Genomic DNA, 26105 nt, shown 5'->3' on the forward strand with positions numbered 1-26105 from the left:
CCTTATTTCGCGTCGTACCAAGTTGGACCGTAAGAATAATCAACTTTTAACGGAACTGCTAGTTCAATTGCATGCTCCATTACTTCAGGTACAAGCTTCTCTAGTTTTTCCAATTCTTCTTTTGGCGCTTCAAATATCAATTCATCGTGTACTTGCAGAAGAAGACGCGCTTCTAATCCCTCTTCTTCTAAACGATCCGCCATAATAATCATAGCCTTTTTAATAATATCAGCCGCACTACCTTGAATTGGTGTATTCATTGCGGTACGCTCAGCAAAGCTACGCAAATTAAAATTACGGCTCGTAATTTCTGGAATGTAACGACGGCGATTTAATAACGTTGAAACATACCCTTTTTGCTTCGCATCTTTTACAATGTCAGCCATATATTCTTGTACTCCAGGGAAGCTTTCTAAATACCTTTCAATAAATTCCCCTGCCGCTTTTCTCGTGATTCCTAAGTTTTGTGAAAGACCGTAATCACTAATACCGTATACAATGCCGAAGTTTACAGCTTTTGCTTGTCGTCTCATATTAGATGTCACTTCATCTTTTCCAACACCGAATACATCCATAGCTGTTTTCGTATGAATATCCATGTCATGTTGGAACGCTTCAACTAAACCTTTATCTTTTGCAATGTGAGCAAGCACACGAAGTTCAATTTGTGAATAATCGGCTGCGTACATAATCCATCCTTCTTCTGAAGGAATAAACGCCTGACGAATCTTCCTTCCCTCTTCTAAGCGAATCGGGATATTTTGCAAGTTTGGTTCCGTTGAACTTAGTCGTCCCGTTTGCGTTAACACTTGGTTAAAGCGAGTGTGAATTTTAGATGAATCGTCATGTACAACTTTTAATAACCCTTCAATATATGTAGAGTTTAGTTTCCCTAATTGACGGTAGTGTAAAATCTTCGGAATGATTGCATGATGATCCATAAGCTTATCTAGTACATCAGCAGACGTAGAATAACCTGTTTTCGTCTTTTTAATAACAGGTAAATTTAAGTTTTCAAACAGAATAACCCCAAGCTGCTTCGGTGAATTAATATTAAATTCCGTTTCTGCAAGCTCATAAATCTCTTGTTCCATCTCCTTTAATCTACCCGCAAGCTCTTCTCCCATATTACGAAGACGCTCCGTATCAACTGTAACACCTTTCACTTCCATGTCAGCTAATACACGAGCAAGAGGTAATTCTAACTCTGTAAATAGTTCATATTGCTCATTCTTTTCTAATTCTTCCTCGAATGTTTGCTTCACATCATATAATACATGCACTTTACGAGCTACATGCTCAGCTACTACCTCTTGCTCCGGAACAGCACGCTTCGCACCTTTCCCGTAAACTTCTTCGTCAGATTTTACCGCATGTGTTTCTTTCATTTTCGCAACAGCACGGAAATCTTTATCGGTATCAGCTGGATCAAGTAAATAGGCGGCAATTAATAAATCAAAGTCAATCCCTTGAATATCTACACCATTCCACTTGAGAGCAACGATAGCACGCTTCGCATCAAATGTATGTTTTCTCATTTCTCCATTTGCAAGCCACTCTTTAAAAGCATCTGATTTAAGGGCAACATCGGCCGGAATGAAGTAACAGCCATTTTCATTTTGAATACCAAAACCTTGAATATCGGCTTTATGATAGTTATCTTCTTGCACTTCAACAATAAGCGCACTATCTTGCTGAAGCATTTCTTCTGTAACTTCTTCTACAATATCAAATGTAATATCATCTAATTCAGCTGGAGCCGTTTCCTCCGGCGTAACACCTAATTTATTTAAAAGGGATGTAAATCCTAAATTCTCGAACATCGGAATCAAATCGCTTGGTTCATACCCTTTATATGCCATATCATCTACATGCACAGTAATCGGTGCATCTGTAATAATAGTCGCAAGTTCTTTACTCATAAGAGCTTGTTCTTTATTCGCTTCTAACTTTTCTTTTAATTTCTTTCCACTCACTTGATCTAAGTTTTCATATACTGCTTCTACCGTTTCAAATTGCGTTAATAATTTAATGGCTGTCTTCTCACCAACACCTGGTACACCTGGAATGTTATCCGATTGGTCTCCCATTAAACCTTTCATATCGATAATTTGCTTTGGTGATAAGCTATATTTCTCAAATAAAGCTTCTTTCGTATATTCATCTACTTCCGTAATCCCTTTGCGAGGAATACATACAAGTGTATTATCTGAAACAAGTTGCAGTAAATCTTTATCTCCTGAAATAACTTTAACATGAAACCCTTGCTCACTCGCTTCTTTCGCTAACGTCCCCATAATGTCATCCGCTTCATAATTTTCCAGCTCATAACGCGGTACATTGAATGCATCAAGCATCTCACGAATAAACGGGAATTGCTCTGATAACTCAGGTGGAGTCTTTTGACGCCCTCCCTTATAATCACTATACGTTTTATGACGGAATGTTGTTTTCCCCGCATCAAACGCCACAAGCATATGCGTCGGTTTTTCTTCCTCTAATATTCTCATTAACATCATCGTAAAACCATAAATTGCGTTCGTATGTATACCTTTGTCGTTATTTAAAAGCGGTAGTGCAAAGAAAGCACGATACGCGATATTATTACCATCTACTAATACGACTTTTTTTTCCAAGCTACAAACCTCCCATACAAATTTGAAACAATTTTTCCACAGAAAAAAAACCGTTCCTATCCTCTCTCTATATTAACATGACTAATAGAGAGAAGAAAAATAACGGTTTTTTTCTATCATATATAAACAGACTTACATTGACATAAAGGGAAGTGACGAGAATAGCATAACTACTCTCGTCCAAAATTACTCCTTGGATGAAGGGGTTTTCATCTATTATATTAACAGAGCTTTATTAATATTTAATTAAGCCAATGTTAATATATTGTAAATATCCTTCATCCTATTTTTCAGTAGCTGATTTTGGTAAAACAACTGTAAATGTTGTTCCTTCTCCAACCTCACTATCCACCGTAATCGTACCTTGATGTGCTTCAACTAAATGCTTTACAATTGATAAACCAAGACCCGTTCCACCCGTATTTCTACTTCTCGCTTTATCAACTCGATAAAAACGTTCAAATATACGCGGGATTTCTTCTTTACTAATACCAATTCCAGTATCCGACACCTTTATATACGCATTATATTTATCCTCTACTAATTCAACTGAAACAACGCCTCCAGCCGGCGTATATACGATTGCATTATTAATTAAATTAATAAAGATTTGTTTTAAGCGGCTCGGATCTCCAATAACGGAAACTCGTTTCAATACATTCACTTGTAAAGAGATTTCTTTTTCACCCGCTTTATTATCAAGCACCATATGAATGTCTTCAAGAAGTCCCTTCATATCAACGGTCCCCATACTCAATTTAAACCCTTGTTGCTCAATCTTTGATAAATCTAATAAATCTTCAATTAAGCCTTGCATGCGTTCACTTTCTTTTAAAATAATGTGTAAGAAATGTTCGCAGAATTTTTTATTATCCATCGCTCCATCCAAGAGCGTTTCTGAAAAACCTTTAATAGAAGTAATCGGTGTCTTTAGTTCATGAGAAACATTCGCTAAAAAGTCTTTTCTCATTTGTTCTAATTTCTTTAGCTCAGTAATGTCATGGAATACAAGGACAATCCCTTTCCATTCATGGTTCGTCCCAATAATCGGTGCTCCATATACTTCGAAATGCTTTCGCTCAATTCCAAGCGGCAATAACATTTGTTTACGAACTTTTACTTCTGTCATAAAAATTTCTTCCACAAGCTCTATAATTTCTGTATGATGAAACGATTCATAATATAAACGATCTAAATATTCTTCATCTGTTACGTGGAAAGTCTCCTTATATGAACGGTTTACAAGGTTTATATAACCGCGGCTATCAATTAAAATCATTCCGCTTCCCATATTTTCAATTAACGTATGCAGACGATCTTGTTGCATTTCTTGTTCAAGTGTCATCTCTTGTAAATTACGAGCTAAAATATTAATCGCTTTACTCAGCATTCCTGTTTCATCCGAATGACTTTCATAAGCGCGTGCTTTATAATTACCCTTTGCTAATTCAATCGCAACTTTCGTAACTGATTCAATCGGCCTAATATATTGCCCTGTAATTTTCATACCTAAGAATACAACTACAAGACACGCGATGACAAATCCGATAATTAATAATCCCCACGTTTTTTGATGAACGTCTTTCAAAGGTTCAATTGTACTTTTCACCAAAATGTACCCTTGTTTCCCTGCTACATCTTGAACGAACACCGCATGATAAAATTCATTATTCTGATCCGTTTCTTTCGTAATGACTTTATTTCTTTGTTTCGCTGTTTCGGAAGAAAGTTCTTTAATCATCTCTTGACTAAATGCAGATGGTTGCCCTCCGCTGTATTGTACTTTCTTTTTTTCATCAACAAATATAATAGAAGCTGGTATTTTTTCTTCTAACTTTTCAAATATGTAAGGCTTTTTTAAAACAGCATCAAACCCTTGTTCTTCTGCTAATACCGCAACATACTGTGTCTCTTTTACCATTCTCTCTTTAGCATGATCTATATAGTAGTTTTCAAATACAGTTTCTAATAATACACCTAGTCCAACTAAAATAAAAACGATAAGAGAGACAAATGTAAAAAGAAGCCTGGAACGAAATTTATTCATCCCCTTTTGGCTCCTCTAATTTATAACCTAAACCACGTATCGTTTTAATGTACGTCGGTTTTTTCGTATTTTGTTCAATTTTATCGCGCAAATGGCTAATATGGACATCAACAATTCTTGTATCACCGGCAAAATCATAATTCCATACAGCACTCAATAATTGGTCACGAGTTAATACACGACTTTTATTTTTCGCAAGATAAACAAGTAACTCAAATTCTTTCGGTGTTAATTCCAGTTTCCTTCCTTGGAAGTACGCTTCATAAAACTCCGGTAAAATTTTAAGCTCTGCAATTTTGATGCTCTCTTCATCTGGCGATTCTGAAACTTGTTCTTCCTGCTGTAATTTCGTACGACGCAAAATCGCCTTCACACGAGCAACAACTTCCCTTGGGCTAAACGGCTTCGTCATATAATCGTCAGCCCCAAGCTCAAGACCTAGCACCTTATCAAATTCATCATCTTTTGCTGTTAGCATTAAAATCGGCGTCATAACACGCTGCAATCGTAATTCTTTACAAACTTCCATACCATCCATTTTTGGAAGCATTAAATCTAATATAATTAAATCTGGGCGTTCTGTAGTCGCTTTTTGAAGCGCCATTTCTCCATCCATTGCTGTAATAACTTCAAACCCAGCTTGTTGTAAATTAAATTCAATTAAAGTTAAGATAAATTCCTCATCATCAACTACTAAAATACGATTGTTCATTCTTTTCCTCCAAGTTATAGACTTGAAACCTTCTTCATCCTAGTATTTTCCCCGTTATTCTCATCATACTAGAAAACAAGGTCTCCCTCAATATAATTGTCTATTCATGGAGCTCGTTTGTGTAAAATTGAGAAAATAGAAGCAATTATGACTCCCCTTCAGCTACACAGGATTTTGCCAAACTTTATAGATTGCTCTCTCTTTTTTAAAGCTCACTTCCGTATGAACTATAAAATCTCGATTTTGCGCTAGGAAAAACGAAAGAGCATACGCTATTTTATAATCTGGTGTTTCATATCCATCAAATACTCTCCCGTACATTTCATTCGCGATTGAATCGGCCCACACTTCAGCTTCTCTTATCGTTTCAAAAATAATGTCTTCCCTTTCCCATTTCACAGTTATATCACCCTTTCCAAACAAAAAATAGCGCTAGCATACCCTTAATAAGAATATGACTAGCGCTATTTTTATATCATTCTAACTTTCATTTTTTAAAAATTATCTAACGCTTTTTCCATAATGGAAACAGATTTAAAAGGTGGTGTTACTGTTAATGAACCTTTTACAACAGTTTCTCCTTTTTCATCATGAGCAAATACAAGCATATCAATTGTATGTTCCTCCTCTGAAACAGCCACAACTTCAAAGTGGATTTGTAACGTTTCATAATGGTGAACATGTTTCACGAACGTAAGGTCCTTCCTAGTAATATGACTACCTGGACCTGGTAAATATTTCGTAACCGCCGTTGTAATCAGCCCCGTTAGCATAATACTTGGTACAATCGGCTTTTCATACGGAGTTTGGGATGCGTAATCATGCTGAATATATAATGGATTGGCATCATTCGTTAACCCTAAATACAATAACAAATCTTTATCCTCAATTTTTTCAGTGATAGATAATTTCTCTCCTACTGTAATTTCATCCATTCTACGACCAATTTGAACTTTTTTCTTTAACATGTTACAACCCCCTCCGATTTTTTCACCTTATTATCCTACTAAAAGCGATACCTTATCTGAAAATTACTATGATGAGGGCAATGTATAGTATAGGTCTATAGTTTCATTATAGGATACACCGAATGATAGCGTTTTCATATTATTTCAAAAAAACAATTTAGTAAATAGTAGAAAAAGATTCGGGGCCCCGAATCTTTTTCCACTTATATTTAATTATTAAACAAGAACTTTCATAACGTTACGTACAGATTCTACAGAGCGATCTAACGCTTCTTTTTCATCTTCAAGAAGTTCTAATTCAATAATTTTTTCAATTCCGTTACCACCTAGAATTACTGGTACCCCTAAGTAAAGGTCACTATAACCATACTCACCTTCAAGGTATGCAATAGCAGGTAATACACGGCGTTGATCTTTCAAGATTGCTTCTGTCATTTCAACCAAAGAAGCTGCTGGCGCATAATATGCACTACCGTTTCCTAATAAGCCTACAATCTCACCGCCACCTTTACGTGTACGTTCTACGATTGCTTCTAAACGCTCTTTTGGAATTAATGTTTCTAACGGAATGCCACCTGCATAGGAATAGCGTACAAGAGGTACCATATCGTCACCATGTCCACCAAGAACAAATCCTGTAATGTCTTTCACAGAAAGGTTTAATTCTTGTGAAATGAATGTACGGAAACGAGCTGTATCCAATACGCCCGATTGACCGATAACACGCTCTTTCGGGAATCCTGCTTCTTTAAATACAGAATATGTCATTGCGTCAACTGGATTTGTTAATACAACAATAATCGCATTTGGTGAATGTTTTGCAATGTCGCGCGTAATACTTTTCATAATTTTAGAGTTTGTTGCTACTAAGTCATCACGGCTCATACCAGGCTTACGCGCAATACCTGCTGTAATAACGACAACGTCAGAATCAGCAGTATCTGCGTAATCAGATGTACCAATAATGTTAGCATCAAAACCTTGTACTGGGCTCGCTTCTAACATATCTAACGCTTTCCCTTTTGTTGGATTTTCCAGCTGTGGAATGTCCACTAATACAACATCTGCAAGTTCTTTTTGTGCTAATAAGAATGCTGTTGTTGCTCCTGTAAATCCTGCACCGATGACTGAAACTTTCTTGCGTTTGATTGTCATAATTTACCCCCCGCTTTAATTATGCGTTTTTGATTATCGCTACATCCATGTTTTTAATAAGTTCATTAGCAAACTCAGAACATTTCACTTCTGTTGCACCTTCCATTAAGCGTGCGAAATCATAAGTTACTACTTTTGATTCAATTGTTTTCTCAACTGAAGCAGTTACTAAATTCGCAGCTTCGTTCCATCCTAAGTGCTCTAATAATAATACACCAGAAAGAAGAACAGAAGATGGATTTACTTTATCTAAACCTGCATATTTTGGAGCTGTACCGTGTGTAGCTTCAAAGATAGCATGTCCAGTCACATAGTTAATATTTGCACCAGGTGCAATACCAATTCCACCTACTTGTGCAGCAAGTGCATCCGAGATGTAGTCTCCATTTAAGTTCATTGTTGCAACAACATCGAACTCACGTGGACGAGTTAAAATTTGTTGTAAGAAGATGTCTGCAATAGAATCTTTTACGATGATTTTTCCAGCAGATTCTGCTTCTGCCATCGCCTTATTCGCTGCATCTTTACCATCTTTTTCAACGATACGATCATATTCAGCCCAAGTAAATACTTTGTCGCCAAATTCTTGTTCCGCTACTTCGTAACCCCAGTTTTTGAAAGCACCTTCTGTAAACTTCATAATGTTTCCTTTATGAACTAGTGTAACAGAAGAGCGTTTTTCGTTAATTGCATATTGAATTGCAGCGCGAACAAGACGCTTTGTCCCTTCCTCTGAAATTGGTTTAATACCAATCCCTGATGTTTCCGGGAAACGAATTTTATTAACGCCCATTGCTTCTTTTAAGAATGCAAGAACTTTTTCCGCTTCTGGAGAACCTTGTGCATATTCAATACCAGCGTAAATGTCTTCTGTATTTTCACGGAAAATAACCATATCAGTATCTTCCGGACGTTTTACAGGTGAAGGAACACCTTCAAAGTAACGAACTGGACGTAGACATACATATAAATCTAATTCTTGACGAAGCGCAACGTTTAGTGAACGAATACCACCGCCAACTGGAGTTGTAAGTGGACCTTTAATTGCGATTAAATATTCACGAATTAAATTTAAAGTCTCTTCTGGTAACCACTCGCCTGTTTGGTTGAATGCTTTTTCCCCTGCAAGCACTTCTTTCCAAACGATTTTCTTCTCACCATCATATGCTTTCTCAACTGCTGCTTCTATTACGCGAGATGCTGCAGCCCAAATATCAGGACCAATTCCATCTCCTTCGATAAATGGAATAATCGGATTGTTTGGTACATTCATAACACCATTAGTTACAGTAATTTTTTCACCTGTCGTCAATGTGATAACCCCCATGTTTGAAATTTCATATGTATGAAACTGAGGGAGTAACCCCCCAGTTCAAACCGTTAGTCAAATTAAAATATTCTAATCATTATATCTTTCCAAAAAAATCAGACTTTTGAAAGCGTATTTTCACTATCAAAATAGTGTTTTTCACTTATCGTTGCGCAATCGGAACATACACTTGATGCGTAGGTCCATCATAATCAGCACGCGGACGGATTAAACGGTTGTTTTCATATTGTTCTAGAATATGAGCTAACCAGCCTGACATACGGCTAATCGCAAAGATAGGTGTAAATAAGTCATGGTCGACTCCTAAACAATGGTATACAGAAGCTGAATAGAAATCAACATTTGGTGGAAGACCTTTTTCTTTTGTTACAATGTCTTCAATTTTGATAGACATATTATACCATTTGTCTTCTCCTAAAAGCACGCATAATCTCTTAGACATTTCGCGTAAGTGTTTCGCGCGTGGATCACCATGCTCATATACGCGGTGGCCAAAGCCCATGATTTTTACTTTATTTTGAAGAGCATTATGAATATATGATTCTACATTTTCTTCTTCGCCAATTTCAGTTAACATCTTCATTACATTTTCATTCGCCCCGCCGTGAAGAGGACCTTTTAATGCACCGATTGCTGCTGTAATACCAGAATACACATCTGAAAGTGTAGCTACGCAAACACGTGCAGTAAATGTAGAAGCGTTTAACTCATGATCTGCATGAAGTACAAGTGCCTTATCAAAAGCCTCAATCTCAACTTCATTTGGCTCACGATCATTTAACATGTACAAGAAGTTTGCAGCTAATGATAAATCTTTTCTTGGCTCAACAACATCTAAACCTTTGCGAATTCTTGCATAAGCCGCAATTAAAGTTCCGACTTGAGCCTGTAATTTAACCGCTTTCAAATAATTAGACTTTCCATCCATTATTTCAGCGCTCTCATCATATAATGATAGCATGGAAATCGCAGTTCGTAAAACCGACATCGGGTGCGCGATTTTTAAATCTACTTGTTTTAAATATGTTAAAATCTCACCTGGTACTTTATAGTATTCAGATACAGTGCCACTAAATTCCGCTAGTTCTTTTTCGTTAGGAAGCTTGCGGTGCCATAATAAGTACACTACTTCTTCGAACGTAGCATTCTCAGCTAAATCATCAATATTATACCCAACATAAGTTAATGTATCATCAATAATAGAGCTCACAGATGATGTTGTTGCTACTACCCCTTCTAAACCTCGAATAACAGTCATGACATTCTCTCCTTTTCCTGAAAATTCTCCCAACCTTGCTCCTTATATCTATTTGCTCCCCTTATAAATTATGAACGCTCGTTCACTCTTTAGGCAAGCAAAATGCACGTTCATGCAAATTTATTGCGATGTTCCCCTCTTATTGTCCATTACTTACATGGAAAGCATGAGCGTGAATGTCTCCCCGAATCCTCACGCTCAGAACAACAAGCTAGTGAGGAAAATGAATTCCGAAGAGTTTATGATAAAACCAACATAAAACAATATCATTATAAAATTGTTTTATGTTGGTTTTATTTTATCTGGTGTAAAGTCTCTGCTGTTATGTAACTTTTCAAAGTTTCTAATCCTATTATAAACAATTATCTGACTTTTGTGAACAGAAAGAATTCAAAAATTTTATATTACTATAAAATTTCTTATTTAAACATTTGTATAATACTCATAACTGCATAGGCAATTCCAGCCCCAATTAATGGACCTACAGCGACTCCATTAAATAAAGCTACAGCTATAATTGTCCCAAAAACAAGTGCGGTTGTAATATGAGGATCAGTCGTTAATAATTGCACCCCACCTTTCGCCAATAAAGCAACCGCTACTCCTGAAGCTAAAGCAATCCATGCATAGTATGATTTCGCCGCTTCTCCAAGTTGTTTAAACCCAATTTCTCCCGTCGCAATTGGGACGAGCACCGCAATTGTAATAACCGTCACACCGAGGTTAATTCCTTTCGTTTGTAAATAAGGAAAGACTTTATCGCCTAAAAACGTAAACTTCAATAAAAATAACACTCCAACAGCTACAGTAAGCGATTGGTTTTTAGCAATTAGTCCTATAATAAGTAGTATGAATAAAAATAACGTTGACTGACTAATCATGATTCCACTTCCTTTCTGAAAATAATGAACTTGTTTCCAAACTAAAATACCTTTAAACCTATCGTTATACATGCTATATCGATGTATATTCGTCAATTATAATAAAGAAACAAATTGATTTTCATATACATTTCAAAATTACAAACAAGACTTTGACCAGAAAAAATAAAGCACGCGTATACATTTAAAAGCGGATGTCTCTCCTTTCTTTTATAATAAGAAACAGGTAAAATAAAAAGGAGAGAAAATGAAGTTTTTACCATATAGTAGAAGCATCACCAACAAGCTTCTGTAGTCATTAATCCGCTGCAAAAGCAGGCTAAATCCATCATTCCACTATAACATAAAGTGAAACTTTGATCAGTGGGGGGCTTTGTTCATCTCCCACTGATTATTAGCCCTCAGCAATCGGGCGTTTACGGGCAGTTTATCTCCCACCTAACTTCTTTGCTCCAGCCGAATTTTTGGGTGGGAGTTTTACTGCCCGCCAATAGCGGGATAAAGTGAAACTTTGATCAGTGAATCTCATCACTAGTTATAAGTTGAACGAATTAGGATAATCCAAATCGGAATGGGAGGTATACATCTTTGAACCGAAACTTACTATATATGATATTACGACTCATATTCGTCATTGTAGCAACGGTAGCTGGGTTCTATGCCTTACTTTACATGTCAGGCCTTATTTACCCTTTTATTATTGCTTTTGCATTCGCTTATTTAATTAATCCTGTCGTCAATTTCCTTAATCAAAAACTACAATTTCCTCGTGCGTTATCGGTACTCGTTAGCTTAATTCTCGTATTCGGGGCTATCGTTGGACTTGTTACATACCTTGTAACTGAAGCAATATCTGCCACAACATACTTACTACAAATTGTTACAGTGAAGTTTCCAGATATCGTTGCATTCGCCCAAGAATTTGCACTTAATCATATTATGCCTCTCTATGATGATTTAATCTCTAAATTTAATCATCTCGGTGAACCACAACGATACACTATTACACAAAACATTCAAAACTTAGGCACCGAAGCAACGACACAAATGAAAGAACTTTTAACCGCCATTATAAGTGGATTAACAAATTTCATTAGTGCATTACCAACAACTTTAACTGTCCTTGTATTCGTCTTATTAGCCACCTTCTTCATTAGTTACGATTGGCACCGTCTTGCTCATAAAGTAAGAAAACTTCTACCCAATCGTGTGCATGGATACGGAAAAACTATTTTTGTCGATTTAAGAAAAGCTTTATTCGGTTTTGTTAAAGCGCAACTTACACTCGTATCTATGACAACTATCATTGTACTAATCGGCCTTTTAATATTACGCGTGCCATACGCAATTACTATCGCGATTATTACAGGGGTTGTAGATCTACTCCCGTATTTAGGAACTGGAGCCGTCTTCGTTCCTTGGGTTATATACGTATTTTTCACAGGCGATACTGCATTCGCCATCGGTCTTCTCATCCTATACATCGTCGTGATTGTCCAAAGACAAATCATGGAGCCAAAAGTACTTTCATCTAATATTGGACTCGATCCATTAGCGACACTCATCGCTCTATTTGTCGGCTTTAAGCTCTTTGGTTTTTTAGGATTAATCATCGGTCCAGTCATATTAGTACTACTTAATACATTACACAAAGCTCATGTATTCCACGACTTATGGAAATTCATTAAGGGTTCACCATCAAAATAATATTTTCTAATTCATACACAACAAAAAATCAACTATAATCAGTGGGAATTCCCCACTGATTATTCACTGTACTTTTTTGTACTACCTACATCCAAAAGAGAATTTCCTAAAAAAGGATAATCCTCTTATTTTTTTGCATAAAAACGCATATTTTAGGACATAAATACATTTTTATACTACTTATTCTATAATTATTAATTACATTTATTACTTTTTATGTAAATGAATAAATATACAAATCAAGGCAGGTTAACCCTTTAATCAGTAATTTTTCTTCTCCTATCTAACTTCTGCTCACTAGTCGAATCTTACTACAAGCAAGAACACCACCCTAATGTAACACTTTTAATTCACAAGAACCCTCTGCATCCTACCGTTTAATAACTAGCAAAAATCCACTCCCAACAAGAAGCCAACAACTGACTATAAATAGCAAACAAAAAAATAACGCGTAGATCACTATAATCTACGCGTTATTTCTGAACAATAATAGTAGTTCTCTTTCTAAATTTCCAATCAATCCACTTCATAACAACCGGCTTCAATAAAGCCCTCGTTACAGGAACAACAAAGATAAAACCTATTATATCCGTCACATATCCAGGCAGTACTAAAAGAATACCTCCTATGAATATAAAAATACCATCTAGAACCGTATCACCCGGCATTTCTCCTCTATTTAACCTAAATTGAATCTCTCTAAGCACTTTAAACCCTTGTCGTTTCGCCAAATATACACCCACAATACCCGTAAATACAATCATAGCGAACGTAGACCATAAACCTATTACATGACTCGATCCTATCAATACCGTAATCTCAATCGCCGGTATTACAATCAGTAAGAATAGCAACCACTTCACAACTCCACACTCCTTCACATTTCATTCAAAAGGTTTGAATGCATCATTTTACAAACCCCTTATAAGCCCCTTAGAACGCTCATACAAGCTTTACAAAGGACGAATAACCCTCTTTTCACTAAACATTATAACAAACGTTTTTCAAAGTAATTTCAGGCATTTAAAGCTATCTCTATCCTTTTTTGTGTAAAAAAAAGAGAAGGACTCCGATCCTTCTCTCCGTATTACTTCTTATAGCACTTCCGCATGTCCATTATAAACAATTCCGCGTGCTGCATCAACTGTTACTTCTTGGCCACTTTTTAAAGTTGTTGTTACGCCGTTTACACCAACGATAACAGGAATACCGATTGATACACCTACAACAGCTGCATGGCTTGTTAAGCCACCTTCTTCTACAACTAGAGCAGCAGCTTTTTCAATTGCAGGAATCATATCTTTATCAGTGCTTGTTGTAACAAGGATATCACCTTTGTTTACGTTCGCTACAGCTTCAGCAGCTGTTTTCGCTACAACTACTTTACCTTTTGCAGCTTTACGACCGATTCCTTGTCCTTTAGCAACTTCTTCACCAACAACGTGGATTTTCATTAAGTTTGTTGTACCAGTTTCAGCAACTGGAACACCAGCAGTGATTACTACAGTATCTCCAAGTCCGATTAGCCCCGCATCCATACCTGTTTGAATTGCTGTATCTAACATTTCGTCAGTAGAAGCTGCACGCTTCCCAGCCATAAACGCTTGTACACCCCAAACAAGTGCAAGACGACGTCCTACTTGCTCGTCAGATGTTACAGCTACGATTGGAGATTTCGGACGGTATTTAGAGATCATTTTCGCAGTATGTCCACTTTCTGTTGGAGCTACGATTGCAGCTACATCAAGAGCAAGTGCTGTGTGCGCAACAGATTGGCTAATTGCATCTGTAATTGTTGGAGTGAACTCTTTAATACGTTTTTTGAACATATCTTCATATTGCAATGATTTCTCAACACGCACTGCAATGTTTGCCATCATCGTTACCGATTCAACTGGGTATTGACCCGCAGCAGTTTCACCTGAAAGCATGATTGCATCTGTACCATCGAAGATTGCGTTTGCTACGTCACTTGCTTCCGCACGAGTTGGACGCGGGTTACGTTGCATAGAATCTAACATTTGAGTTGCAGTAATAACTGGTTTGCCTAATACGTTACATTTTTTGATTAGACGCTTTTGCACTAATGGTACTTCTTCTGGTGGAATTTCTACACCCATATCACCACGAGCAACCATTAAACCGTCAGAAACTTCTAAGATTGAATCGATGTTGTCGATACCTTCTTGGTTTTCGATTTTTGGTACGATTTGGATGTATTGAGCGTTATGCCCTTCTAATAATTCACGAATTTCTAATACATCAGATGCTTTACGTACGAAAGATGCTGCGATGAAATCAACTTTTTGCTCGATACCGAAAACGATATCTTGTACGTCTTTTTCAGTGATACCAGGAAGCTTAATGCTTACGTTTGGTACGTTAACACCTTTTTTATTTTTTACAGTTCCGCTGTTTAATACTTTTGTACGGATGTTTCCGTCAGCTTTCTCGATTACTTCTAGTTCGATAAGACCGTCATCGATTAGAATACGAGAACCTGGATCAACATCATCATAAAGACCAGCATAAGATACTGAGAACTTCTCTGCAGTTCCTAATACTTGTTCAGTAGAAAGAATTACTTCTGCACCTGTTACAAGCTCAGCTTGTCCGTCTACGAAGTCATGTGTACGGATTTCTGGACCTTTTGTATCAAGTAAGATACCAACTGTTTTACCAGTTTTCTTTGAAGCTTCACGAATGTTTTTAATACGAGCTCCATGCTCTTCATGGCTACCATGAGAGAAGTTTAAACGAGCAACGTTCATACCCGCTTCCATTAATTGCTCTAATTTCTCAATACTTTCACTAGCAGGACCTATAGTACATACAATTTTAGTTTTACGCATATTGCACCTCCGAAAATTATGAAACCGTTCCCAAATACAAGGCATTAAGCCGATTAGATAGATAATTCTTTAGATAATTGATACATATCTTTATCGATTGTATGCTTTTGAGCTAACGCTTCGATAATGTCATGATCAACAAGTTTATTATTTTGAATACCAACACAACGTCCGCCATTACCAGCAATTAACAATTCAACTGCTCTTGCGCCAAGACGACTAGCTAATACACGGTCTTGTGCACTTGGTGATCCACCACGTTGTACGTGACCTAATACAGTTACACGAGTATCAAAGCTTGTTGCTTCTTCAATGTGCCTACCGATGTCAATTGCACTTCCAACACCTTCAGCTACAACGATAATACTGTGTTTTTTCCCACGTTCACTACCGCGTTTCAGACGAGCGATAACATCTTCCATGTCATACTTTTCTTCTGGAATTAAGATCGTTTCTGCACCATCAGCTAAACCAGCCCATAATGCGATATCTCCAGCGTGACGTCCCATTACTTCGATAACATATGTACGTTCATGAGATGTGGCTGTATCACGGATTTTATCAATTGCATCAATAACAGTATTTAAAGCTGTATCGAAACCAATTGTGAAGTCTGTTCCAGGGATATCATTGTCGATTGTACCTGGTACACCTACACATGGGAATCCTTGCTCAGTTAATTTTTTTGCGCCTTGGTAAGAACCATCTCCACCAATAACAACAAGTCCTTCAATACCATGTTTCTTTAATTGCTCGATTCCTTTTAGTCGTACTTCTGGGTCTTTAAACTCAGGACATCTTGCTGTATATAATTTTGTACCACCACGGTGGATAATATCGCCAACAGAACCAAGTTCTAATTTTTCAATATGACCAGAAATTAAACCAGCGTATCCATGGTAAATACCATATACTTCAATATCATGGAAAATCGCTTTACGAACAACTGCACGAATGGCAGCATTCATACCAGGTGAATCTCCACCACTTGTTAATACACCAATACGTTTCATTTGTACTCACCTCATAAAGATTATTTGCCTTATAATAAAATAACACGAAAAAATATAAAAACACAATGGAGAAGATGTGTCTTTTCATAATAAAAACGTGCATTCGCGAAGAGGAACGCACGCTTTTCTTATTTTATCCCAATGGAAGCGTTTGAAAACGAAACTTGCCCAATTTTCATATATTTTTCATAACGTTTTTCGATTAATTCATCTTTCGAAATTCCGCTTAATTGTTCAAAAGTTTTCTTAAGCATTAAATCTATATTTTCTGATTGTTTCAAAACATTACGATGCGCTCCGCCTTTTGCCTCTGGAATAATTTCGTCAATTACACCTAATTCTTTCAAATCTAATGCTGTAATTTTCATCGCTTCTGCAGCTTCTTTTGCTTTACCAGCATCTTTCCAAAGAATCGCCGCCGCACCCTCTGGTGTAATAACAGAATAAGTGGAATTTTCCAGCATATGAATGTAATCTCCTACTCCAAGACCTAACGCACCACCGCTACCACCTTCACCAATAACGATACAAATAACAGGTACAGTTAAACCCGCCATTTCAAATAAATTACGGGCAATTGCCTCACTTTGTCCACGTTCTTCAGCTGCTTTACCAGGATAAGCTCCCTTCGTATCGATGAAACAAATAATGGGACGATTAAACTTTTCCGCTTGTTTCATTAGACGCAGTGCTTTTCGATATCCTTCTGGATGAGGCATCCCAAAATTACGACGAATATTTTCTTTCGTATCTTTTCCGCGTTGGTGCCCAATTACAGTTACAGGCATCCCCTTATATTTCGCAATGCCGCCGACAATCGCTGCATCGTCGCCAAATAGGCGATCTCCATGACATTCAAAAAAATTAGTAAATAAGTGCTCAATATAATCGAGCGTTGTCGGTCGTTCTGCATGACGAGCAATTTGAACACGGTCCCATACTTTCATATTGCCGTATATATCTTCCTCTAGTTTTTCTAGCTTGTCTTCCAAAATACGAATCTCCTCACTGAAGTCCATATGGCTGTTTTTCGTATAGTCTTTCAGTTCACGAATCTTATTTCTTAGCTCAACAACTGGTTTCTCAAATTCTAGCTCTGCCATACAGCCATTTCCCCTCCTTGATGAACTTCTAAAATCTTACGGAGTGTTTCTCTCATATCATCACGATGCACCACCGCATCTAATTGACCGTGCTCTAGTAAAAATTCTGCCGTTTGGAAATCTTCCGGTAGTTTCTCACGCACTGTTTGTTCAATTACACGCCTACCAGCAAATCCGATAAGTGCACCTGGCTCTGCAAGATTGTAATCACCAAGTGAAGCGAAACTCGCTGAAACCCCGCCCGTCGTTGGGTGAGTCATAACAGAAATAAATAACCCTCCTGCATTACTATGCTTTTTCAAAGCTACGCTTGTTTTCGCCATTTGCATTAAACTTAATATACCTTCTTGCATACGAGCACCACCCGACGCAGTAAAGATAATAAATGGAACTTGTAAGTCGTATGCCTTTTCAACCGCACGAGCAATTTTTTCTCCCACAACAGAGCCCATGCTGCCCATTCGAAAACGAGAATCCATTACTGCAACAACAACAAGCATGTCATCAATTGTTCCTTCACCAGTTACAACCGCTTCATTCAATTCAGTCTTCTTGCGATCGTTTTCTAGTTTCTCTTCATACCCTGGAAACTCAAGTGGATTTAATGAAACCATCTCTTTGTCATACTCACGAAATGAACCTTCGTCCAATATACTATCAAGGCGTTCCCATGCATTCATCGGATGATGATATCCACAATTCACGCATACTTTTAAATTTTTAAGAAGTTCTTTCGTATACATGATTTTTTTACATTTCGGACATTTTGTCATAACGCCATCTGGTACATCTTTTCGTACTTGTTCTGAAGGTATTGCAGCGTACTTTTTCTTTTTCACGAATAAATCTCTTAGCACAATTTGACCCCCTTCATTGAGAGCTAAGGTTAGCGTAAGAAGAAAATGGGGCTAACACCAAAGTTTGATGTTAGCCTTATCTTCTCAATCTGTCTAATAACCTCTCTCTTTACGTTTAACTTTAACTGCTATGCAGTAGAATGTTTGTCATAACGTGTCATGGTCATTTCGACAAAGTTTATACATTACGAGTGAAACTGTATATTCTCTACTAATTCATCGTAAATTTTTAACGCATCATTTTCTTGCTTCACTTCCAAAGTAGCATAAAGCTTTCTATACATTTCGATAGAATCTCCTGAAACTTCACAAGAAAGAGTTGCAACGTAATCATTTACGATCATCCAAATGCGATATAGTAAATAATTATCGAATTGTTCAATAAGTGTTTTAAAGAACGTTTGATGAAGCATTAGAATTGAACTTTCATTTCCTTCAAGCACTTGGTGTAATTTACTTAGTACTTTAGAAAATGTTTCTTTCGGTAAATTACATACAATTCGAATCATATCTTTCTCAAGCAATTGTTTTGTTTGTAATAAATCACGAATTGTTTTCTCATCTTGTAGTAGAAACGGAGCAATTAATTGTACAAGACCGTTATCGTAAAAGTTTCGAATAAACGTCCCCTCACCACGTCTCGTTTCAATTAATCCTACCAGTTCTAAAGCACGTAATGCTTCTCTTACAGAGGAACGTCCAACATTTAAGCGTGAACTTAACTCACGCTCAGATGGCAAACGATCCCCTGCTACTAAACAATCCTCTTCCATAATGGAACGGATTTTTTTTACAATTTCGAGATATACTTTTGTATTTGATGATGTCAATGGAAATTCCTCGCTTATTCTTTACCAATCAGCGCTAATTGTTTTGTTTTCTCAGCGACTTCGTTTGGATCTACTTGACGGCGAGCTACTCCTGTCTCCATTGCTGCTTTCGCAACGTAAGCCGCTACTTGAGGCGCTACACGCGCGTCAAATGGTGCTGGAATGATATGATCTGCACTCAACTCATCCTCTGATACAAGCTCTGCAATGGCTTGTACAGCTGCCATCTTCATTTCTTCATTAATTTGTGTCGCATGTACATCAAGTGCACCGCGGAAAATACCTGGGAACGCTAGTACATTATTTACTTGGTTCGGGAAGTCAGAACGACCTGTTCCAACAACAGCTGCGCCCGCTGCTTTTGCCAATTCTGGCATAATTTCTGGAACAGGATTCGCCATTGCAAAAATAATTGCATCGTCATTCATTGTACGAACCATCTCTTCAGTTAATGCACCTGCTGCAGATACACCAATGAATACGTCCGCACCTTGTAAAACGTCAGCTAAAGAACCTTCTATACGATTCTTATTTGTATATTTTGCAACTTCATCTTTCACCGGATTCATACCGACAGGACGACCTTCATAGATTGCACCTTTACGGTCACACATAATAACGTCACGTACACCATAGCGGTATAAAAGTTTAATGATTGCAATACCTGCTGCACCTGCACCATTTGCGACAACTTTAATGTCTGACATTTTCTTTCCAACTAATTTCAGCGCGTTCACAAGGCCTGCTACTGTTACGATAGCTGTTCCGTGTTGATCATCATGGAATATTGGAATGTTTGTCTCTTTTTTCAAACGTTCTTCAATAACGAAGCAGTTTGGTGCTGCGATATCTTCTAAGTTTACGCCGCCAAAAGTTGGCTCCATTAATTTTACAGTTTCAACAATTTTATCTACATCGTTTGTATTTAAGGCAATCGGGAATGCATCTACACCAGCAAAGCTCTTGAATAATACAGCTTTACCTTCCATTACTGGAAGAGATGCTTCAGGTCCAATGTTACCAAGACCAAGTACAGCCGTTCCATCTGTCACAACTGCTACCATATTTCCCTTCATTGTATATTCATATACCTTACTTTTATCGTCATAAATTTCTTTACAAGGCTCTGCAACCCCTGGAGAATATGCAAGACTTAAATCTTTTGCATTTTCTACTTTTACTTTTGATACAGTTTCTAATTTTCCTTGATGCACTTTATGCATGTGAAGTGCTTCTTCACGAAGTGTTGACAAACTATCCACTCTCCTCAAATTATTCTAGCTGGTATCAATTTCTCCAAGTGGTCTGACCACGAACACTACTACTATAATAATCGAAGTGTAGGGAAATTGTCCATTATATTTTCACAACGACATTTTCGTCACCGACAATTTCACGAAGTGCTCCTAGACATTCTTCACTTGGATGAATCGATAAACTTCGAGATAATTGTACCATTTTATGTTCCTTTTCATAATAAATTAGTACTTTCGTAAAACCTGAATAATCAAACAATATTTTCGTAACTTGATTTACAAGCTTTTTTTCATATTGAGACGGCAATTTCACGTAAACAGATGCTTCTTTCATTTCTTCATAAACATCCATTTCTTCTAGCGGATATAGTCCATTCACAATCCATTGCAACTTATGATTTCTTTGCTCGATCGTACCATCAACTAAAACAATTGCACCTTCTTGTAACCTGTCCGAAAAATGTATATACGTTTCTGGAAAAATAACGGCTTCCATTTCATCATTTTGATCACAGAATGTAATAAACGCCATCTTTTGCAACTTTTTCGTACGAATAACTTTCACACTTGTTATATATACGATCGCTCTTTGTACTTTTTTCTTATGTCGCATCGCCTGAGCAAGAGATGGGATTTCTAATTCTTTTCCTAACTCCGCATACTGCGCTGTCGGATAGCTAGATAAATAAAAACCGAGTGCTTCCTTCTCTTTATTTAACTGTTCAATAAAGGATAGCTCTTCTCCTTGTACGTATTTTGATTTCGGAACAGCATCCCCTAAATCAAAATCACGTGCAAGATTTGCATACTCCAACGCTCCTTTAAGACTTTTCCATAACGTTGTCCTCGAGACACCAAAATCGTCAAAACACCCAGACCAGACGAACGCTTCTAAATTTCGCTCTGTTACAAATTTTGATGGCATACGAAGACAAAACTCAAATAAATCTTCGAACATTTTTTTCTCTCGTTCTTCGAGTAACGCCGTCACGGTAGCCATTCCTATATTCCGAATCGAAAGTAAACTATATCGAATCGCATTCCCTTCTATTTGGAAGTTGTAACCACTTCTCTGAAGAGACGGCGGTAAAACGTGAAAACCTTTCCGCTTTGTTTCTCGTACATACTGCACAATCTTATCTTCATTTCCAATTGCACTTGATAATAACGCAGTCATAAATTCCAGCGTATAATTTGCTTTTAAATATGCAAGCTGATATCCGATCATACTGTAAGCTACAGCGTGACTTCGGTTAAAACCGTAATTCGCAAATCTTACAATTAAATCGTAAATTTGTTCTGAAGATGTCTCGTCGTATCCGTTTTCCAAACAACCTTGAACAAAATGCTTACGTTCTTGATCTAAAATATCACGATTTTTTTTACTCACTGCACGGCGCAGCAAATCCGCTTCTCCAAGCGAAAATCCAGCTAACTTCGATGCGATTTGCATAATTTGTTCTTGGTATACAATTACGCCATATGTTCTTTCTAAAATCGGCTTTAAATCCGGATGTAAATATTCAATTCGTCTTTTCCCATGCTTCGATTCAATAAAGGTTGGAATTTGTTCCATCGGTCCTGGTCTGTATAACGAGTTAACAGCGACTATGTCTTCAAATTCATTCGGTTTTAACCCACGAAGTACATTTCGCATACCACCTGATTCAAGCTGGAATACACCTGTTGTATCCCCTCTTCCTAACAATTGAAACGTCTTTTCATCTTGCAGAGGTAAATTTCTTATATCAATTTGTTTCCCAGTTTTTTCAACAATAAACTTTATAATATTTTCAAGTAACGTTAAATTACGTAAGCCTAAAAAGTCCATCTTGAGCAACCCAAGTTCTTCTAATGCATCAGCTGGATATTGCGTAACATAAACATCGTTATGCCCTTCTTGAATCGCTACACTTCCCGTTAACGGTTCTTGGCTCATAATAACGCCAGCTGCATGAATAGACGTATGACGCGGTAATCCCTCTACACGTTTTGCAATTTCAAACACACGCTCATGTAACAGATTCCCTTGTATAAACTCACGGAGCGATTGCGATTCCTCATATGCATCTTTTAACGTTATACCAAGCTTTGATGGGATAAGTTTTGAAAATATGTCAATATCTCTTGGCGGGAGCCCCATTACACGAGCAATGTCTCTAATTGCGGCTTTCGCTGCAAGAGTTCCGAACGTTACAATTTGAGCAACACGAAGCTGACCATATTTATCTTTCACATACCGAATCATCTCATCACGTCTTATATCTGGAAAATCAATATCAATATCTGGAAGTGTCACACGTTCAGGGTTTAAAAACCTTTCAAATAATAATTCATATTCAATCGGATCAATATCTGTAATTTTCAATACGTAAGAAACGAGTGAACCAGCTGCCGATCCACGGCCTGGCCCAGTTAAAATATGATTTTCATGTGCATATTTCATAAAATCCCATACGATGAGGAAATAGTCGCTAAATCCCATACGAGAAATAACATTTAATTCATGATCCAAACGTCTTATATGCGCTTCTTTCGGCATGCCATATCGTTTTTGCAAGCCCTCTTCACAAACACGGCGCAAGTACATATCACTCGTCTCGTTAGATGGAACAGGAAACTTCGGTAGTTGATTTACATGGAAAGGAATTTCTACTTGGCAACGTTCCGCGATTGTTATTGTATTTTGAACCGCTTCCTCAGCATGAGAAAATAGTGCTCCCATTTCATCCGATGACTTTAAATAATACTGATCCGTTTTCATTCTCGGTCTATCTGGATCAGTCATTTTCGTTCCGCCTTCAACAGATAATAAACATTCATGAACAAGTGCATCGCTTTGATTAATATAGCGAACATCATTTGTTGCAACGACTGGAACGTTTACCTTATTAATAAATTCAGGCAGTTTTTCTTGCAAAAGCAGTTCATCTTGAATCGCATGATGCTGCAAACTTATATAAAAATTGCTGAACATATTTTGATACGTATGAACTACTTCTTCAGCCTGACTCTCTTTGTCTTCTAATAATAGCTGTTCAATCTCTCCGTCTTTCCCTGGTGAAATTGCAATTAATCCTTTCGCATAATGAGCAAGCCACTTCTTCGGGATACCTTCTTTTGACTTCGTCATAATGCTGCTAGAAATCTTTAATAAATTTTGATAGCCTATCTCATTCTCAGCAAGTAAGACGAGCGGATAAGACCTTTCTTCTTCTTCACTAAAAATAGAAGCTGTTAAGCCGATAATAGGCTGTATACCATTTTTCTTGCATGCTTTATAAAACGGAATAACTCCATACATAACATTTTCATCTGTAATGGCCAGCGATGAAAATCCAAGCTCTTTCGCCCGAATGACAAGCTCATCAATTTTACAAGCACTTTTTAATAAACTAAAAACGGTTTGACATTGTAAATGCACAAACTTCACTGTTGTACCCTCTCTTTACCTATGTGACTACTTTTATTATAGGTGATGAGGAAAGCGGAAATCAAAACATACTTCTCATACTTTGTCCATATATATGAAGAAGAAAGGGGAATGACGATGGATGTAAGAGAACATACTTTTTTCTCTCTGCTTATTATTAGTTACTTTATTGCCTTTGGAGTTATACTTGGTGGTTCATTAATTGGCGGATTTGGTGCATTTCTCATCGGAAAACCAGCTCTAACTTATATTAGTCAATTTGCCCAAAATTTAAGAATTTGGGCACTCGTTGCAGCAATTGGCGGAACGTTCGATACCTTTTATAGCTTTGAAAGAAGCTTCTTTGGCGGAGATATGAAAGATATCGTAAAACAAATTCTCCTTATTTTTTTCGCAACTGGTGGTATGCAAACTGGTCTTATTATTATTAAATGGCTTACACAGGATCATGTATGAGAGTACCCAGTGCCAATACAGACAAAAGGTGGTATTTAGTTTTAGCTGGCGCTGCTGTTGGAGGAGTATTGAGCTGGTTTGTTTTTTTGTACATATACGGTGTTTTTCAAGAAGAACAAGCTAGTAAAATAGCAGAACAAAAAGAAATCATCGAAAAGCAAGAAGCAAAACTCCACGTCCTTCTCGAAGATCAAGAGAAATTGAACACGGAAAATAAACGGCTCTTAACAATTCAAGAAATCAAAATAAAAATTATAAATCGAAAAAAATACGATTTAGACAACCTTACACTTGAAAACATGACCACTTCTATCCATAATGATCTCCAGCATCTTTTAACGAAAAACATTCAAAGCATCGCAAAAAATAAAGACTTACTCAAAAAAGTAATCGAAAATAAAACGTACAAACATTACGATCGTATATACCGATTTAAAGTAGACACAGTCTCTTTTGATACCGTACTTGAAATTAGTATTGATATAGAGAAAGAAAAATAAAAAAAGGAGGGCTTCAGCGCCTCTCCTTCTCTTTCGTTCAACATACAACTTCTTATTTACACAGCTCACGTAAATCAGCAAACAGGCGATCCGCTTCTTCCCAAGAAGATGCTTTTGCACCAGAAGCCATCGGATGTCCTCCGCCATTATATTGCATTGCTAATTTATTAATAACTGGTCCTTTTGAACGAAGACGAACACGAATAACATCATCTTCCTCTAAAAATAGAACCCATGCCTTTAATCCATCAATATTACCAAGCGCTCCGACAACACCAGACGCTTCGGTAGAAAGTACATCAAACTCTTCTAGTACCTCTTTCGTTAATTTAATGTACGCTACGCCTTCTTCTACCATCGTGAAGTTTTGTAAAATATAACCGTTTAAACGAGCGATCTTTTCTTTCGTTTTATACATTTCATTGTATAAATCCGTAAATTTAACGTCCATTTCAACAAGCTCACTTACGTAACGAAGTGTTTTCGCTGTTGTATTTGGGAATAAGAAACGACCTGTATCTCCAACAATACCCGCTAAAATAAGGCGAGCTGCTTCCTTTGAAATCGTTAATCCTTTATCTTTTCCATAACTGTAAAATTCATAAATCATTTCACTTGTAGAACTAGCTGTCGTATCCACCCACGTAATATCTCCGTACGGGTCTTCATTCGGATGATGATCAATTTTAATTAACATCTTTCCTTTTGCATAACGCTGATCACAAACACGCTCTTGATTTGCTGTATCACAAACGATAACAAGTGCATCTTCATATACACTATCTTCAATATCATCCATTACTCGTAAAAACGATAAAGAAGGCTCGTTGTACCCAACCATATAAATATTCTTCTCTGGAAACGATTCTTGCAGAATTGTACCAAGTCCGCACTGAGAACCTAACGCATCTGGATCCGGACGTACATGACGATGAATAATAATTGTATCAAACTCTTTAATTGCTCCTAAAATTTGCTCATGCATATGTATAATCTCCTTTTTATTCAACTTCTTCACTTTATCCCGCATTAACGTGTAGTAAGACTCCCACCTCAAAAGTATTAAAAACAATGGGGCAAAATTAATTTGGAGCCCGGATGCACGAAAAAG

21 protein-coding genes are annotated in these 26105 nt (G+C 37.2%); 3 read left to right on the forward strand and 18 right to left on the reverse strand.

Going from position 1 to position 26105, the window contains the following annotated elements; genetic code table 11:
• Positions 1 to 2 precede the first annotated feature (2 nt).
• The 9 genes from polA to FT637_RS05025 all read right to left on the reverse strand — a co-directional run bounded on the left by polA (position 3) and on the right by FT637_RS05025 (position 10987).
• Positions 3 to 2636, reverse strand: a complete 2634-nt coding sequence (polA, locus tag FT637_RS04985) for a DNA polymerase I (protein ID WP_193645348.1) — start codon at positions 2634 to 2636, stop codon at positions 3 to 5.
• Positions 2637 to 2919: 283 nt separating this feature from the next.
• Complete coding sequence (phoR, locus tag FT637_RS04990) at positions 2920 to 4683, reverse strand: sensory box histidine kinase PhoR (RefSeq protein WP_193645349.1); 1764 nt, start codon at positions 4681 to 4683, stop codon at positions 2920 to 2922.
• Complete coding sequence (phoP, locus tag FT637_RS04995; RefSeq protein ID WP_193645350.1) at positions 4676 to 5395, reverse strand: two-component system response regulator PhoP; 720 nt, start codon at positions 5393 to 5395, stop codon at positions 4676 to 4678. Before phoP ends, phoR begins: the two co-directional genes overlap by 8 nt.
• 162 nt (positions 5396 to 5557) lie before the next feature.
• Positions 5558 to 5794 (reverse strand): hypothetical protein, encoded by a 237-nt coding sequence (locus tag FT637_RS05000; RefSeq protein ID WP_193645351.1) that lies wholly within the window; start codon positions 5792 to 5794, stop codon positions 5558 to 5560.
• A 95-nt stretch (positions 5795 to 5889) separates the two neighbouring features.
• Positions 5890 to 6363, reverse strand: a complete 474-nt coding sequence (locus tag FT637_RS05005; protein ID WP_002015489.1) for a MaoC/PaaZ C-terminal domain-containing protein — start codon at positions 6361 to 6363, stop codon at positions 5890 to 5892.
• A 216-nt stretch (positions 6364 to 6579) separates the two neighbouring features.
• Positions 6580 to 7518 carry a malate dehydrogenase gene (gene mdh, locus FT637_RS05010; RefSeq protein WP_070145081.1) on the reverse strand — a complete coding sequence of 313 codons (939 nt, stop codon included), beginning with the start codon at positions 7516 to 7518 and terminating at the stop codon, positions 6580 to 6582.
• Positions 7519 to 7537: 19 nt separating this feature from the next.
• Positions 7538 to 8830 carry an NADP-dependent isocitrate dehydrogenase gene (gene icd / locus FT637_RS05015; protein WP_002122975.1) on the reverse strand — a complete coding sequence of 431 codons (1293 nt, stop codon included), beginning with the start codon at positions 8828 to 8830 and terminating at the stop codon, positions 7538 to 7540.
• A 160-nt stretch (positions 8831 to 8990) separates the two neighbouring features.
• Positions 8991 to 10139 carry a citrate synthase gene (gene citZ, locus FT637_RS05020; RefSeq protein ID WP_002160260.1) on the reverse strand — a complete coding sequence of 383 codons (1149 nt, stop codon included), beginning with the start codon at positions 10137 to 10139 and terminating at the stop codon, positions 8991 to 8993.
• 386 nt (positions 10140 to 10525) lie between these two features.
• Positions 10526 to 10987 carry a DUF441 domain-containing protein gene (locus FT637_RS05025; protein ID WP_002112200.1) on the reverse strand — a complete coding sequence of 154 codons (462 nt, stop codon included), beginning with the start codon at positions 10985 to 10987 and terminating at the stop codon, positions 10526 to 10528.
• A gap of 588 nt (positions 10988 to 11575) precedes the next feature.
• Between FT637_RS05025 and ytvI the strand changes: the two genes are divergently transcribed.
• Complete coding sequence (gene ytvI, locus FT637_RS05030) at positions 11576 to 12694, forward strand: sporulation integral membrane protein YtvI (protein ID WP_193645352.1); 1119 nt, start codon at positions 11576 to 11578, stop codon at positions 12692 to 12694.
• 473 nt (positions 12695 to 13167) lie between these two features.
• On the opposite strand, the gene FT637_RS05035 is transcribed toward ytvI, so the two are convergent.
• From FT637_RS05035 to dnaE, 8 genes are all read right to left on the reverse strand, one after another.
• Positions 13168 to 13557, reverse strand: a complete 390-nt coding sequence (locus FT637_RS05035; protein WP_193645353.1) for an FxsA family protein — start codon at positions 13555 to 13557, stop codon at positions 13168 to 13170.
• Positions 13558 to 13788: 231 nt separating this feature from the next.
• On the reverse strand, positions 13789 to 15546 hold the full coding sequence (pyk, locus tag FT637_RS05040) for a pyruvate kinase (protein WP_193645354.1): 1758 nt from the start codon (positions 15544 to 15546) through the stop codon (positions 13789 to 13791).
• A gap of 53 nt (positions 15547 to 15599) precedes the next feature.
• Positions 15600 to 16559 (reverse strand): 6-phosphofructokinase, encoded by a 960-nt coding sequence (pfkA, locus tag FT637_RS05045; RefSeq protein WP_193645355.1) that lies wholly within the window; start codon positions 16557 to 16559, stop codon positions 15600 to 15602.
• Between the two features lie 128 nt (positions 16560 to 16687).
• Entirely contained in the window at positions 16688 to 17662 is a 975-nt protein-coding gene (accA, locus tag FT637_RS05050; RefSeq protein WP_193645356.1) for an acetyl-CoA carboxylase carboxyl transferase subunit alpha, read from the reverse strand.
• The gene (gene accD, locus FT637_RS05055) at positions 17650 to 18519 is read right to left on the reverse strand and encodes an acetyl-CoA carboxylase, carboxyltransferase subunit beta (RefSeq protein WP_193645357.1); all 870 of its coding nucleotides are present in this window, start codon (positions 18517 to 18519) and stop codon (positions 17650 to 17652) included. The genes accA and accD overlap by 13 nt, the downstream gene beginning before the upstream one ends.
• A 185-nt stretch (positions 18520 to 18704) precedes the next feature.
• Positions 18705 to 19349 carry a FadR/GntR family transcriptional regulator gene (locus FT637_RS05060; protein ID WP_193645358.1) on the reverse strand — a complete coding sequence of 215 codons (645 nt, stop codon included), beginning with the start codon at positions 19347 to 19349 and terminating at the stop codon, positions 18705 to 18707.
• 14 nt (positions 19350 to 19363) lie between these two features.
• Entirely contained in the window at positions 19364 to 20572 is a 1209-nt protein-coding gene (locus FT637_RS05065) for an NADP-dependent malic enzyme (RefSeq protein ID WP_164881566.1), read from the reverse strand.
• Between the two features lie 133 nt (positions 20573 to 20705).
• Positions 20706 to 24038, reverse strand: a complete 3333-nt coding sequence (gene dnaE / locus FT637_RS05070) for a DNA polymerase III subunit alpha (protein ID WP_193645359.1) — start codon at positions 24036 to 24038, stop codon at positions 20706 to 20708.
• Positions 24039 to 24080: 42 nt separating this feature from the next.
• Here dnaE and FT637_RS05075 point away from each other — a divergent pair, with 42 nt between their 5' ends.
• Both FT637_RS05075 and ytrI read left to right on the forward strand, forming a co-directional pair.
• Positions 24081 to 24494, forward strand: a complete 414-nt coding sequence (locus FT637_RS05075; RefSeq protein ID WP_193645360.1) for a YtrH family sporulation protein — start codon at positions 24081 to 24083, stop codon at positions 24492 to 24494.
• Positions 24491 to 24994, forward strand: coding sequence for a sporulation membrane protein YtrI (gene ytrI, locus FT637_RS05080; protein ID WP_193645361.1), 504 nt, complete (start codon positions 24491 to 24493; stop codon positions 24992 to 24994). Before FT637_RS05075 ends, ytrI begins: the two co-directional genes overlap by 4 nt.
• A gap of 52 nt (positions 24995 to 25046) precedes the next feature.
• Here ytrI and FT637_RS05085 read toward each other — a convergent pair whose 3' ends face one another.
• Positions 25047 to 25979, reverse strand: a complete 933-nt coding sequence (locus FT637_RS05085) for a DHH family phosphoesterase (RefSeq protein WP_227493666.1) — start codon at positions 25977 to 25979, stop codon at positions 25047 to 25049.
• Positions 25980 to 26105: the final 126 nt, after the last annotated feature.

Source organism: Bacillus cereus, from assembly GCF_015071065.1.
In the GTDB taxonomy this organism is placed as follows: Bacteria; Bacillota; Bacilli; order Bacillales; family Bacillaceae_G; genus Bacillus_A; species Bacillus_A cereus_BA.